Origin of the sequence: Pontibacillus yanchengensis (assembly GCF_009856295.1) — a bacterium.
Classification (GTDB): Bacteria; Bacillota; Bacilli; order Bacillales; family BH030062; genus Pontibacillus; species Pontibacillus yanchengensis_A.
On record NZ_WMEU01000002.1, the window covers coordinates 422,213 to 435,715 of the forward strand.

Here is a 13,503-nt window from a genome sequence, read left to right on the forward strand (position 1 = left end):
AACTTCCTCTCTACATTTGATTCATCCATTGGAATAAGGGCATCATGATAGATGCGTAAATAACCATAATTAATATACCTAAAAACAGAAATAACGAGGGTTGAATCCAATTTAAAATACGATGAATGATGAATTGAATTTCCTCCATCATCCAGTGAGCATAAATGTCTAAATCCATTTCAAGGTTTCCATCATGTTGATTTCTCTGGATGATTGTTGCTAAATCTTTTTCTAAAAAATATTGGTTTGAAATTAATATATGAAATCCCTCACCTTCGCTTAATCCTGTGTATAGAGAACTGGAATAACAACTGAGGATAGGAAAATGCTGCTGGGTTTTCATAATAAGTAAACACTTTTGGATTGGAAGCCCTATTGAAAGCAATGAGCTCAAGTGATAAGCAAATAAGAATGTAGTTTGTTTTTGAAGAAAGGTTCTAAATACTGGGAGGTTTTGATAAATGGTGAGGCGATTTTGGAAAGAAATATAACGAGAGAGAATGCTCCACACGATACTGGTTACGATTAAGGTACTGATAAGAATGATAAAACCATAAAGGAATCGATCCATCCATTTCACTGTGTTTAACAAATCTGTTTCAGTTATATTCATTGACGAAAAAAGACTGATAAAGGAAGGAAGTAAATGAGCTTTGACAAATATAATCAAGCTAATCATGATAAACAATAAAATAGCTGGATATTGTATTGCCTTTTTTCCTTTAAGGATGAATTCTTGCTGCTTCATCACTAATTGAACGCTTTGATCTAAAGCATGTCGCAAATTCCCATAAGCTTTTGAAAAATAAAGATAGGATACGACATATTTTGAGAATCCTTGTGAGGATAAAACTTGATCAAGGGATTGGCCTGACAATAAACCGTCTTTAATGCTTGTAACTAGTGCCTTTTGTTGGGGATCAAATTGTAAAACTTCCAAAGCGGAAACAAGGGGGTATCCTCTCCCGATAAGAAGAGAGAGTCTCTTAAGAAATCGTTCTTGTTTACGTAAAGGTACAGAATGCTGAAACCAAGACTTAAATAATTTGCTTTGAAATGTAGCCAAGCGCATAGGCTTTCCTCCTTAAACGAGGAAAAGATGGGAAGGATTGATCTTGGTAAGGAGATATTCCATTAAAGGCATTTAATAAATGATTGTTATCTAACAGCTCCAGAATAGCTGCTCTAGTGTGTGGAGTACTTACCTCATCATGTTGAAGGAGTGGTAGTAGTTGTTGGGATGCTACGGCTACTAAGGTTTGCTGAAGATCCGTTTTTGTGACACCCATTTCCAACATTCTTGATAGTGTACCAAATGCGTCTTTAGCATGTAAGCTCGACAACACAAGGTGGCCAGTTTGCGCTGCTCTGATAGCAAATTTAGCTGTCGTAGCATCTCTTATTTCTCCTACCATGAGAATATCAGGATCATGACGTAAAGCAGCTTTTAAACCTGCGTTGTAATCAATACCTGCTTTTTCATTTACCTGTACTTGGAGAATATCTTTGAGTTGATTTTCAATGGGGTCCTCTAACGTAATCGTTTGAACTGACCGTTCCGCTAAAAGTGATTGAAGTAATGCGTATAATGTAGTTGTTTTGCCACTTCCTGTGGGGCCTGTGAATAAAACCAGCCCTGCCCTGTGATTCATCCAAGACTTAATGCGTTGTAACTGGTTAGGGTATAAAAATAGTTCATTTAGCTGTGGTACTTGTCTTTGAGGGAGAATTCGAATGGCTAGACTTTCAGTTGATTGGACGGGTAGCGTTGATAATCGCAAAGCGTAGGACTCTTTATCCTCCTTAAGAAAGGAAACTCCGTTTTGAGGAATTAGTATTTCTCCAATGTCCATACCAGATGTGAATTTCAAATAGGAGAGGAGTTGTTCATATTTGGAGAGGGAGAGGGTTTGTTTGTGAATTCGATTTCCATGGATACGATAATAGATAAATACATTATCTCCAAACGGACAAAAATGGATATCTGATGCTTGTGAGGAAATAGCATTGGAGAGAAGTTCATCGGTTTCTTGTGACACATTCATTTTTCATATAACACCTCCTGTTTTTAACTCCAGTTACTTACTTTCGACAAAAACTCTTATATTCCTTTTTTCTTTTAAAAATTTTTTCTTGGAAATGAACCTTGTATATTCGCTATAATGAATCATTAAGATGTACTTGAAATGAAAGGAGTAGACTATGATGAAAATTTATCTGATTGGTTTTATGGGAAGTGGAAAATCGAGTGTAGGAAAAAATCTAGCCACTTCCTTAGGCATTTCTTTCTTTGACACGGATTCGTATATAGAAGAATATACAGAAAAAGCTATCCCAGCTATATTTGCTGATGAAGGGGAGGAGGGCTTTAGACATTATGAATCAAATGCATTAGAGCAGCTGAGCGGTATAGAAGCGGTCGTTGCAACTGGTGGTGGCATAATTGAGAAAACAAGAAACAAGGATATCATGGATGAAGATGGAATCATAGTATATTTACATACAAATTTTGAAACAATAAGTCAACGGCTTCAAGAAGATAAAAATCGTCCACTTTGGAATCAAGATTTGAATAAACGAAAAGCTTTATATGAAAGACGTTTACCAATGTATAAACAATTTTCTCATTATATAGTTGAAACAGATGATAAAGAAGTGGAAGATATCATTTATGAGATTGAAGATGTTATGAAATTCTCCTAACAAGGACATAATAGTAATAAATGCACAATTCAGAGGTGAGTGTTATGTCTGGTAATGACTATGTGAAATTCATGACTCAAGAATTAGTGAAATACATGGACATGCCACATGAAGAAAAGCAGAAGCGGAAAGAAGACAAAAAGCTTCAGCGCCAACCTGCTTCAACTCAGATGTTTGGTGTATTGCCATTTGCGATTAAATTTTTGTTCAAACGTAATAAAGGAAAAAACAGAGGGTAGTTTTTATTACCCTCTGTTTTTTTTTGCTAGAAGATATCTAGTTCCAGCTTCTATGCCTTTTGGTGTGTTAGACGCATTGATTTTTCCTTTATGATTTTAATAACGAAAAAGATGTTTGTTGAACAAAGTAAAACATTCCGGAATTAATGATTTCTAGAGATACTTTAGGTTCAAAACGTTCTGCAAGTTTTGCTAATTCAGATTGATAGCGTTCTTTTGCAGCGTTCACCCCTTCTAGCTCTTCTTCAGACATCTCAGAATGTACTTCAATTTGCTTGCTGTAAAAATAATCTAATAACTCTTTTTCATCCTGTAGTTTTTTATGAGATGCGTCTATCCATGAATCTTCATGTGAACTTATTTGATTTTCAGTGTATTTCTCAATTCTTTTTAATGCACTACTGACACGAATGATAGGAGTGAGAGTGAAACAATAATCAGGAATAATAGGTGTTAACTGTACATTATTCACCTTTTCCAAGAATTCCGGTACTATAGCTCCTGTAATTAAATGAATTCCAACAGATAAGATTTCATTCCGCTTATGAGTTCCTTGATAATGAATACTTAAATTAATGTTTAACCAGGGTGTTAAAGCTGTTTGATGGGTTAGCCCATCTATCTTTTCATATTGTTTCGTTACCTTACCTTTGTCTTTTAGTGTGTTAAAAATTTGATGAAGTCTCGGTGAGCCAAAATGAATCCATTCCCCTTTTTCTTCTTTTTTATCTGGATTTGTGATAAAGGTAACTTTCATTGGAATTCCTTTGCCTCCAACACGCTTAACATAGTTCCAGTAAAAAGGGCGGTTCATGAGAGTTTCATCTAGCTCATCAGTAAGTTGGACAGTCATGACACCTTGTTGATTATCCAATATCTCACATTGATTTGCCAAAAAGTACCGCTGCAAAAAATTATGAAGCTCCGCTTGTTTCATCTTCTCCCTCCTTTTCTTGGGCATAGGAAATGACAGAAGAAAGGTTGTTTAGTTTCACTTTCATTTCACCTACGGACCCTGACTGAGTAAAAATATCTTGTATCTCTGTTTCAATATTATCAATGTCTAATTTCTGCAATATGGCATCTAGATTTCCGACTACTCGTTGGAACAAATGAATTTTTTCATATAATAAAGATAGAACATGCTCTTCAATGGTATCTTGAATAGCAAAATTGTATATGTTTACATCTTCTTTCTGACCAAAACGATGAATTCGTCCAATTCGTTGTTCTAATCGCATCGGATTCCAAGGAAGGTCATAATTGATCATATTATTGCAAAATTGAAGATTTATGCCTTCACCGCCAGCTTCGGTAGCAATAAGGACCTGGGCTTGATTTTGAAAAAGTTGCTTCATCCAATCCTTTTTACTTCGTTTAAAGCCCCCTCTAAATGGAACGGAGGTAATGCCATGTTGTTGCAAATACCATTGTAAGTAAAATTGCGACGCACGGTATTCAGTAAAAATAATAAACTTTTGGTCCGTTTTAGAAATGAGCTCAACAACTTTTTTAGCCTTCGCATGGTGAGGCATTTGCTGGATGTGAGAAATCATCTCTTGTAACTGTTCCGCACGAGTTGGATGGATCTCTTCATTTTTTAGCATGTTTTGAATGGAGAGGAAACAAGCTTCTCTACTAGAACATAACTCTCTTAAAAGAGTAATGTTCGTAAAGGCCATCCCTCCACTAGAGATTTCGGTTAAAAACTTATATGCTTCTTGTTCTTCTTTTGTGAATTCTATATTCACAGTCTCTACGTGTCTCTTCGTCCAATCTACACCTGTTTCATCTCGTCGGTTACGAACCATTACTTTATTGACCAGGGATTTTAAGTGATGGTCATTTGAGAGTTGATTCCTATTTTTACCGAACCTTTTAGTGAAGTCTTCATAATTACCCAAATGTCCTGGTTTTAAAATAGATACAAGATTGAATATATCTATTAAGTGATTCTGTACAGGTGTTGCGGTAAGTAGTAAGCAATATTTTTTCTTAAGCTTTTGCACAAATTCATAGTTTTTGGTTTTATGATTTTTTAATTTATGCGCTTCATCAATAATGACCATATCGTAATCTGTATCTAAGATGAGATCGCGGTGAGGTGCCCTTTTTGCCGTGTCCATAGAGGAAACAACAACATCATATCCCCATATATGGGTTTTTCGTTGTGCTGCTGCTGGAATATAAAATTTTTGATTCATCTCTAGTACCCATTGATTGACTAAGGAAGCGGGGGCCAAAATTAGAACTTTTTTGACGAGACCTCTAATCATATATTCCTTTAATATCAATCCAGCCTCAATCGTTTTACCTAAACCCACCTCATCAGCAAGAATGGCACGACCGTTCATTTGCTCGACAACTTGTTCTGCACATGCCAACTGGTGAGGTAGAAAATCTACCTGAGGTAAATATTGAGGGGATGTAAGGCCCTTAAACTCTGGTGTAGATAGTTGTTTTGATGTTTCATAGGCCATTTGAAATAAATCCCATGAACAAAAGGGACCTTCAGACATGAGTTCGTTTTCCAATGAAGCATCAATCGAAGTGTGAAGATCGATGTTTTGGTTCATTCTATTCTCACCTCAAATTATAGATTATTATAGAATATCCTGTCTTTAATAATGGTTTTCAGGTACACACCAAGGAATGCCTATGGTATAATGACACTAATTTATAATCTATTGTTCACATATCTTATGGTTTTTATGATATAGCTACATATTTTTTCTAATTTTCATAATAGCGAATGATTACAAGAGGAGAGACTACTTTTATGGTAGCGCCGAAGGAGCAAGCTGTTGTAGCGAATCTCTCAGGCAAAAAAGACTCTTGTAGGACGCACCTCTGGAGAGTGCCTTTTTATTTAGGGCCACCCAAGAAGCAAGCAGTTTTCATTTTTGATGAATACACTTTACCTAAACTGTGAAACTTTCTGGTGAATGGACAGGGAATAACACTAAGGATGTGGATTCTCTGTTTTTTTATGTCTTTTTTTCAGAAAATTATGACAAGAACTAGACTTGAATACGTTTTGAGTAAAGCTAGAATGGGGGAAAAATGATGTCCGATTTAAAACGAACGCCACTTTATCCTGAGTTTGAAAAAGCTGGGGCGAAAACCGTTGATTTTGGTGGATGGGAAATGCCTGTACAGTTTTCTTCTATTATAGAGGAACACAAAGCAACCAGGACAACAGCAGGGTTATTCGATGTGTCTCATATGGGAGAAATTTATGTAGAGGGCCCTGAAAGTGAAGCCTTCTTGCAAAGAATGTTAACAAATGATGTATCGAAGTTAACTCCAAACAGAGCGCAATATACCATCATGTGTTATGAAAATGGTGGTACAGTAGATGATCTACTGGTATATAAGTTGGATGAGCAAAAATATTTACTAGTGGTGAATGCAGCTAATACAGAGAAAGACTTTAATTGGCTGAAAGACAATCTTGTCGAGGAGGCAATTGTAGAAAATCAATCTGATCACTATGTGCAACTAGCCATACAAGGACCAAAAGCAGAAATGATTTTACAAAAGCTTACCAAAACAGATTTGGCGGAAATAAAATTCTTTCGGTTTAAGCAAGGTGTCTCGTTTGAAGGAGTAGACCACCTAGCCCTTGTGTCTAGAACAGGTTATACGGGAGAAGATGGGTTTGAAATCTATCTCCATCCAGATTCTGGACAAGCTTTATGGCAAGCTATAGTTAGAATAGGAGAGAAGGATGGTTTACAACCTGTTGGGTTAGGTGCTAGAGATACGCTTCGGTTTGAAGCAAATCTTGCATTATATGGACAGGAGCTTAGCTCTGAAATAACCCCCGTGGAAGCTGGACTTTCCTTTGCAGTAAAAACAAATAAAGAAGCAGACTTTATGGGGAAAGAAGTTTTAAAGAAACAAAAGGAAAAAGGACCAGCACGAAAGCTTGTTGGTATAGAAATGGTCGATAAAGGTATTCCTCGTCATGGGTATCCTGTGTATATAGATGAAGAACAGGTAGGTTTTATTACGTCAGGTACTCAATCACCTACGTTAGAGAAACGCATTGGTTTAGCATTATTACCAGTCGCATATATTTCGGAGGGACAAGAAGTTATTGTTCAAGTGCGTAAACGTAAGCTGCGTGCAAAAGTGGTACCAACACCGTTTTACAAAAGATCTTAGGAAGAAAAGGGGGAGGAACATCTATGACCTTTCGATATTTACCAATGACTACTAAAGATAAAGAGTCCATGCTTGATGCTATTGGGGTGAAGTCGACTAATGAATTGTTTCAAGACATTCCAGAAGCGATTCGGTACAATGGCGACCTTCAGATTAAGCCAGCCTTAAGTGAGCCGGTATTAATGCGTGAATTATCACGCTTAGCAAATAAAAACATCAACACCCAACAATATACTTCTTTTCTAGGGGCTGGTGTGTATGATCATTACATCCCTTCCATAGTAAATCATGTTATTTCACGTTCGGAATTTTATACGGCATATACACCCTATCAGCCTGAAATTTCCCAAGGGGAGCTGCAGGCAATTTTTGAATTTCAAACAATGATATCCGAATTAACTGGGATGGAAGTATCGAATTCCTCTATGTATGACGGAGGTACAGCTCTTGCAGAAGCAGTTACCTTAAGTGCCGGACAAACGAAGAAAAAGAAAGTTATTGTATCAAAAGCAATACACCCACAATCAAGAGAAGTCATTCAAACATATGCAAAAGGTCCAAATTTGGAAGTCATTGAAATCGATACAAAGGATGGAATAACTGATATCAAGGCTCTAGAACAAGAACTTGATGAAAATACCGCTAGTGTAGTTATCTCTTATCCAAACTTCTATGGTCAAGTTGAACCGTTAGCTGAGGTGCAGAGACTTTTAGAAGATCACAAAGCAATGTTCATTGTCTCAAGTAATCCACTTTCTTTAGGGTATCTCACCCCACCAGGAGAGTTTGGTGCAGATATTGTCGTCGGGGATACACAGGTATTTGGCATACCAGCACAATTTGGGGGGCCACATTGTGGCTATTTTGCAACTACAAGCAAATTAATGAGAAAGGTACCTGGTCGTCTCGTTGGACAAACAAAAGATGAGGAAGGCCGAAGAGGGTTTGTTCTTACTTTACAAGCTCGTGAACAACACATAAGACGTGATAAAGCTACCTCTAATATTTGTTCCAACCAAGCCCTGAATGCCTTAGCTACATCTGTTGCTTTAAGTGCCTTAGGAAAACAAGGACTAAAAGAGATGGCCTATCAAAATATGCAAAAAGCTCGTTATGCATTTGCTAAACTTCAGGAAGCTGGTATGAAGGTTAAATTCAAGGGTGCATTCTTTAATGAAGTTGTATTGGATTGCCAAAAATCAATTAACACAATCAATCAAAAGCTTCAGGAAAAAGGGTATATTGGCGGTTTCGATCTTGAATCGACAGATCCTAGTCTTAGCGGTTGTATGTTAATAGCTATTACAGAAATGCGTACAAAAGAAGAAATCGATGCCTTTGTCACAGAATTGAGGGATATACATGTTGAATGAAAACTTTCCACTGATTTTTGAACGTAGTCAAGAAGGTCGTATGGGATATAGTTTACCTGATTTAGATGTACCTGAAGTTGATATTGAACTGGATGAACAATATGTTCGAAAGAGTGATGCTGATCTACCTGAGGTAAGTGAGCTTCAAATAATGCGTCATTATACAGCACTATCGACACGAAACCATGGTGTTGATTCAGGTTTTTATCCATTAGGCTCTTGTACCATGAAGTATAATCCAAAAATCAATGAAGATGTAGCTCGTATTCCGGGTTTTAGTCACATACATCCATTACAAGACGCAAATAGTGTTCAAGGTGCTTTAGAGTTAATGTATGATCTCCAATCCTCTTTAGAGGCAATTACAGGTATGAACACTGTTACACTTCAGCCAGCTGCAGGAGCTCATGGTGAGTGGACTGGGTTGATGATGATTCGAGCTTTCCATGAAACAAATGGAGATTATAATCGTACCAAAGTTATCGTTCCAGATTCAGCGCATGGAACGAATCCTGCTTCAGCTACAGTTGCAGGTTTTGAAGCGGTAACAGTAAAATCCAATGAACAAGGATTAGTTGATTTAGATGATTTAAGAAGAGTCGTGGATGAGAACACCGCTGCGTTGATGTTAACAAATCCGAACACGCTAGGATTGTTTGAAGAACATATACTAGAAATGGCCGAAATAGTTCATGGTGCTGGTGGTAAATTATATTATGACGGGGCAAATTTGAATGCAATTCTAGGGTACGCCCGTCCTGGAGATATGGGATTTGATGTAGTTCACCTTAATTTGCATAAAACATTTACTGGTCCCCATGGTGGTGGTGGTCCTGGTTCTGGCCCAGTGGGGGTTACCTCAGAGTTAGAACCTTATTTACCTAAGCCGCTATTAAAGAAACAAAATAATCGATTTGTATTTGAAGATAATCGACCTCAATCAATAGGGAGGGTGAAACCGTACTTTGGTAACTTTGGAATCAATGTTCGAGCTTATACGTATATTCGTACAATGGGTCCTGATGGTTTGCGTCAGGTTAGTGAATACGCCGTACTTAATGCGAATTATATGATGAGAGAACTACAGTCAACTTTTGACTTACCATTTTCTCAACATTGTAAGCATGAATTCGTACTATCTGGTAAGCGCCAGAAGAAATTAGGTGTGCGTACGTTAGATATAGCCAAACGATTGCTAGACTTCGGCTATCATCCACCTACCATTTATTTCCCTATAAATGTAGAGGAAGCTATGATGGTAGAGCCAACAGAGACGGAGGCCAAAGAAACACTAGATGAATTTATATCGGTCATGAAGCAAATTTCTAAAGAAGTAGAAGAAAAACCCGAGGTTGTTCAAGAAGCGCCTCACACAACGATTGTAAGTCGATTAGACGAAACAACAGCCGCTAGGAAACCAGTACTTCGTTATACCAGAGATTAGATAAATAAAGATCCTCAACAATACGTTGAGGATCTTTACTATTAACTCTGTTTAATTTTACCGTCCCATTTTTTAAATCCACCTTGTAGAACATGGAGTTGATCGTACCCTTTTTTATGAAGGACGTTAGCTGCTCTTGAGGAACGGGTTTGGTTTTGGCAATACAAATAAACGGGTTTGTCTGGACGTATTTCCTGCAAACGTTGTTTCAATTGGGTTACTGGGATGTTTCGAGCTCCAAGAATATGTCCTGCTTTAAATTCGTTAGGTTCTCGAACATCAATAAGTTGGGCTTTACGGTATCCTTCACGAAATTGTTCTGATGTCAGTGTTTTTAAATAACGGCGTTGATTTACATATCTTATAACGGCAAAGCCGATAATGAGTGCTAATCCTACAATAAAAATCCACATCGTAACTCCCCCTATCTCTCTCATGATTCCTAATCTATTATAGTTCTGTTTGAATTAAGTTTCAAAGTTTTTTTATATAGAAAGTCAAACGTTTGTGGTTTGATTACATTTTCTACGAGGAATTATAACTTACTGTCCAAATTGGTTCAAACGCTTAAGATAACATAGGGAGGATGAATATATTTCCAATTTATTTGCAAATAGTAAATAAGGGATTTGTGGATGTATGTGTCGATTTAAAGGACATATACCTTATATTTTCTTTTATTTTCGTAGATTTTTAAGATTGACAAATCGATTATACTTTGTTCAAAACACAATATATAGTGTAAATTCGTTTCATAGAACACAATATATAGAAACTTTTATATTGAACCAAGGAGATTACTGTGGTAAGTTATATATAGCAAAGTTGAGCGGCTACAAGTGCTGATATTCATCAATAGATGTCGAACTCAACGCATTATTCGCGATAGAGGAGAGATGGTTCATGCAGGCGGTGAAAGATTCACTAAAACATATCAACATAGATCAACTTAATAAAGATATAGGGATGTTTCCTCAAGTTCATCCAGTTACAGATGATATGCATATAACACATTCAGGTGTATCAAGACTTGTAATGCTGGATCGTTACGCATTTAAGGATACGGAGAAAATAACACTAGCATCCGGAGATTTTGTTGTCCTTACCATTAAGGAAGATCCTAAATTCCCCGCTAGAGGATTGGGGTACATACAATCCATAGATTGGGAAACATCAAAAGCTCAAGTTAAAGTTGAATCAGAATTTGTTCATGTATTGGATAATCCAGAAGAAGCGGAAACAGGCATTATATCTCGTTCACTAGATGTAATAGACAAACCGCTTGAGATTTTTTATGAGCAAGTGGCACGAAGGAATGCCACAGGCTTGGCAGAAGTAGAAGTGGATGAAACCAAAAAGCAAGAATGGTATAAGCACTTTTATGAAGAACTTTCAAATCTAAACTTTATTCCTGCTGGGCGTGTATTATATGGAGCAGGTGCTGATACAGATGTTACGTACTTCAACTGTTATGTTATGCCATTCATTCAAGACTCTCGAGAGGGTATATCAGACCATCGTAAACAAGTGATGGAAATCATGTCACGTGGAGGAGGAGTTGGAACAAATGGTTCGACACTACGTCCAAGAAATGCATTGGCAAAAGGTGTAAACGGTAAATCATCTGGTTCTGTTTCCTGGCTTGATGATATCGCTAAGCTAACCCATCTTGTGGAACAAGGTGGATCAAGACGTGGAGCGCAAATGATCATGCAAGCAGATTGGCATCCTGATATTATTGAATTCATTATTTCAAAAATGCAGAATCCACGTATATTACGGTTCTTAATTGAGACCACTGAAGACGAGGGGATTAAGCGTCAAGCCCAATCAAAGTTAAAATTCACACCTCTCACAGAAACAGAGCGAGACATGTATCAAGGAATTGTTAATTATAAAGCGATTGAAGGTCAAGGTGGCTTTACAAATAAAGTGATAGCAGAAGCAGAAGAAAAGCTTCGATTAGGTGGTAACTATGACGTTCATAATTCTGAGTTTCTAACAGGAGCCAACATATCGATATGTTTAACAAATGATTTCATGGAAGCTGTTGAACAGGATGGTTACTATGATCTTCGCTTTCCTGATGTGGAAAGTTACAACCCTGAGGGAATGAAGGCTTACAATGAGAAATGGCAAGAAGTTGGAGACGTACGTGAATGGGAAGCAATGGGATATAAAGTGAAAACACACCGTCGCATGAAAGCGAAGGAGCTTTGGAACTTAATTAATATCTGTGCCACTTATTCAGCTGAACCAGGAATTTTCTTTATTGATAACGCAAATGAAAAAACCAATGCTACAAGTTATGGTCAAAAAGTAGTCGCAACGAATCCTTGTGGGGAACAACCATTAGCTCCATACTCTGTATGTAACTTGGCTGCTGTAAATCTTGCTTCCTTCGCCAATAAAGAAACGAAGGAAGTAGACTATGAAAAGTTGAAACAAACGGTTCAAACAGGCGTACGAATGCAAGATAACGTTATTGATGCAACACCATACTTTCTTGAGGAAAATAAAAAGCAGGCCCTTGGAGAGCGCCGAGTAGGCCTAGGGGTTATGGGACTTCATGACTTGTTAATTTATACAGAAACTGCGTATGGTTCAAAAGAAGGTAATGAAGTTGTCGATCAAATATTTGAAACGATTGCAACTACAGCGTATAGAACTTCTATAGAGTTGTCTAAAGAGAAGGGCAGTTTTCCATTCCTAGTTGGGAAGACAGAAGAGGAGACGAAACAAATTCGTGAGCAATTTATTAATACTGGTTACATGAAGGAAATGCCAGAGGATATACGTCAAGGTATTTTAGACCACGGCATTCGTAACTCACACTTATTAACTGTAGCTCCAACAGGATCTACTGGCACAATGGTAGGAGTCTCAACTGGCCTTGAGCCATATTTCTCTTTCTCTTACTACAGAAGTGGACGCTTGGGTAAATTTATCGAAGTAAAAGCAAATATTGTTCAAGAATACTTGGATGAGCACCCTGAACAGAATCCAAATCATTTACCTGAATGGTTCGTTACAGCGATGAGTCTTTCTCCAGAAGCTCATGCAGATACACAATGTGTTATTCAGCGCTGGGTGGACAGTTCAATATCCAAAACAGTTAATGCTCCTAAAGGCTATAGCGTTGAACAAGTGGAGCAAGTATATCAACGTTTATATCGAGGTGGAGCAAAAGGCGGAACCGTCTATGTCGATGGTAGTCGTGATGCTCAAGTACTCACGCTTAAGGCAGAAGACAATCAAGTAGAAGAACAACAGGAGCTATTTGAAAACGAGCAACCTAAAGTCGTTCTTATGGATACCGTGCATGAATTGGATAAAACGGACGTAACCATCGGATCAGAAGTGGGGAATACATGTCCAGTATGTCGAGAAGGGAAAATTCAAGATGTAGGTGGATGCAATACATGTATGAATTGTGGAGCCCAACTAAAATGTGGGTTATAAGATAGATAACAAGCTTGGAGAAGTACATCTTCTTCAAGCTTGTTTGTTTAGCGTACTATAAAAATGTTGCTTGTGTATAACAGAATAAGTATAGAGGCCGACGTCCGGCTCC

Annotated in this window: 11 protein-coding genes and 2 riboswitches; of the genes, 6 read left to right on the plus strand and 5 right to left on the minus strand. The window is 37.5% G+C overall.

All coding sequences use genetic code 11. The features are described 5' to 3' along the window. Positions 1–10: 10 nt before the first annotated feature. Positions 11–1,072, minus strand: coding sequence for a competence type IV pilus assembly protein ComGB (gene comGB / locus GLW08_RS09295; RefSeq protein WP_160848348.1), 1,062 nt, complete (start codon positions 1,070–1,072; stop codon positions 11–13). After that, positions 1,038–2,045: a competence type IV pilus ATPase ComGA gene (gene comGA / locus GLW08_RS09300; RefSeq protein ID WP_160848349.1), complete on the minus strand. Its 1,008-nt coding sequence runs from the start codon at positions 2,043–2,045 to the stop codon at positions 1,038–1,040. The genes comGB and comGA overlap by 35 nt, the downstream gene beginning before the upstream one ends. A 157-nt stretch (positions 2,046–2,202) precedes the next feature. Between comGA and GLW08_RS09305 the strand changes: the two genes are divergently transcribed. Together GLW08_RS09305 and GLW08_RS09310 are read left to right on the plus strand one after the other, a co-directional pair. Beyond that, a complete protein-coding gene (locus tag GLW08_RS09305) occupies positions 2,203–2,703 on the plus strand; it encodes a shikimate kinase (RefSeq protein WP_160848350.1) in 501 nt (166 codons plus the stop codon). A 44-nt stretch (positions 2,704–2,747) separates the two neighbouring features. Beyond that, complete coding sequence (locus tag GLW08_RS09310; RefSeq protein ID WP_160848351.1) at positions 2,748–2,942, plus strand: YqzE family protein; 195 nt, start codon at positions 2,748–2,750, stop codon at positions 2,940–2,942. Positions 2,943–3,030: 88 nt separating this feature from the next. Here GLW08_RS09310 and GLW08_RS09315 read toward each other — a convergent pair whose 3' ends face one another. After that, positions 3,031–3,879: a YqhG family protein gene (locus tag GLW08_RS09315; protein WP_160848352.1), complete on the minus strand. Its 849-nt coding sequence runs from the start codon at positions 3,877–3,879 to the stop codon at positions 3,031–3,033. Then, entirely contained in the window at positions 3,857–5,518 is a 1,662-nt protein-coding gene (locus GLW08_RS09320) for a DEAD/DEAH box helicase (protein WP_160848353.1), read from the minus strand. Before GLW08_RS09320 ends, GLW08_RS09315 begins: the two co-directional genes overlap by 23 nt. Before the next feature lie 176 nt (positions 5,519–5,694). After that, a riboswitch (glycine riboswitch) is annotated at positions 5,695–5,787 on the plus strand. Between the two features lie 3 nt (positions 5,788–5,790). Beyond that, a riboswitch (glycine riboswitch) is annotated at positions 5,791–5,897 on the plus strand. A gap of 111 nt (positions 5,898–6,008) precedes the next feature. Here GLW08_RS09320 and gcvT point away from each other — a divergent pair. The 3 genes from gcvT to gcvPB are packed head-to-tail and all read left to right on the plus strand — an operon-like array spanning position 6,009 to position 9,929. Continuing rightward, positions 6,009–7,112, plus strand: coding sequence for a glycine cleavage system aminomethyltransferase GcvT (gene gcvT, locus GLW08_RS09325; RefSeq protein ID WP_160848354.1), 1,104 nt, complete (start codon positions 6,009–6,011; stop codon positions 7,110–7,112). 23 nt (positions 7,113–7,135) lie between these two features. Continuing rightward, the gene (gene gcvPA, locus GLW08_RS09330; RefSeq protein ID WP_160848355.1) at positions 7,136–8,485 is read left to right on the plus strand and encodes an aminomethyl-transferring glycine dehydrogenase subunit GcvPA; all 1,350 of its coding nucleotides are present in this window, start codon (positions 7,136–7,138) and stop codon (positions 8,483–8,485) included. Continuing rightward, positions 8,475–9,929 (plus strand): aminomethyl-transferring glycine dehydrogenase subunit GcvPB, encoded by a 1,455-nt coding sequence (gene gcvPB / locus GLW08_RS09335; RefSeq protein WP_160848356.1) that lies wholly within the window; start codon positions 8,475–8,477, stop codon positions 9,927–9,929. Before gcvPA ends, gcvPB begins: the two co-directional genes overlap by 11 nt. Positions 9,930–9,970: 41 nt before the next feature. Here the strand turns inward: gcvPB and GLW08_RS09340 are convergent, their stop codons facing one another. Further along, entirely contained in the window at positions 9,971–10,342 is a 372-nt protein-coding gene (locus GLW08_RS09340; RefSeq protein ID WP_160848357.1) for a rhodanese-like domain-containing protein, read from the minus strand. A gap of 490 nt (positions 10,343–10,832) precedes the next feature. Between GLW08_RS09340 and GLW08_RS09345 the strand changes: the two genes are divergently transcribed. Beyond that, positions 10,833–13,391: a vitamin B12-dependent ribonucleotide reductase gene (locus GLW08_RS09345; RefSeq protein ID WP_160848358.1), complete on the plus strand. Its 2,559-nt coding sequence runs from the start codon at positions 10,833–10,835 to the stop codon at positions 13,389–13,391. The last annotated feature ends 112 nt before the right edge of the window (positions 13,392–13,503 follow it).

Bases quoted from the DNA above. Each gene is read 5' to 3' on its own strand.
- GLW08_RS09340 (WP_160848357.1), bottom strand. From the start codon at position 10,342: ATGTGGATTTTTATTGTAGGATTAGCACTCATTATCGGCTTTGCCGTT.
- gcvPB (WP_160848356.1), top strand. From the start codon at position 8,475: ATGTTGAATGAAAACTTTCCACTGATTTTTGAACGTAGTCAAGAAGGT.
- GLW08_RS09315 (WP_160848352.1), bottom strand. From the start codon at position 3,879: ATGAAACAAGCGGAGCTTCATAATTTTTTGCAGCGGTACTTTTTGGCA.
- GLW08_RS09320 (WP_160848353.1), bottom strand. From the start codon at position 5,518: ATGAACCAAAACATCGATCTTCACACTTCGATTGATGCTTCATTGGAA.
- GLW08_RS09310 (WP_160848351.1), top strand. From the start codon at position 2,748: ATGTCTGGTAATGACTATGTGAAATTCATGACTCAAGAATTAGTGAAA.
- GLW08_RS09305 (WP_160848350.1), top strand. From the start codon at position 2,203: ATGATGAAAATTTATCTGATTGGTTTTATGGGAAGTGGAAAATCGAGT.
- comGA (WP_160848349.1), bottom strand. From the start codon at position 2,045: ATGAATGTGTCACAAGAAACCGATGAACTTCTCTCCAATGCTATTTCC.
- comGB (WP_160848348.1), bottom strand. From the start codon at position 1,072: ATGCGCTTGGCTACATTTCAAAGCAAATTATTTAAGTCTTGGTTTCAG.
- gcvT (WP_160848354.1), top strand. From the start codon at position 6,009: ATGTCCGATTTAAAACGAACGCCACTTTATCCTGAGTTTGAAAAAGCT.
- GLW08_RS09345 (WP_160848358.1), top strand. From the start codon at position 10,833: ATGCAGGCGGTGAAAGATTCACTAAAACATATCAACATAGATCAACTT.
- gcvPA (WP_160848355.1), top strand. From the start codon at position 7,136: ATGACCTTTCGATATTTACCAATGACTACTAAAGATAAAGAGTCCATG.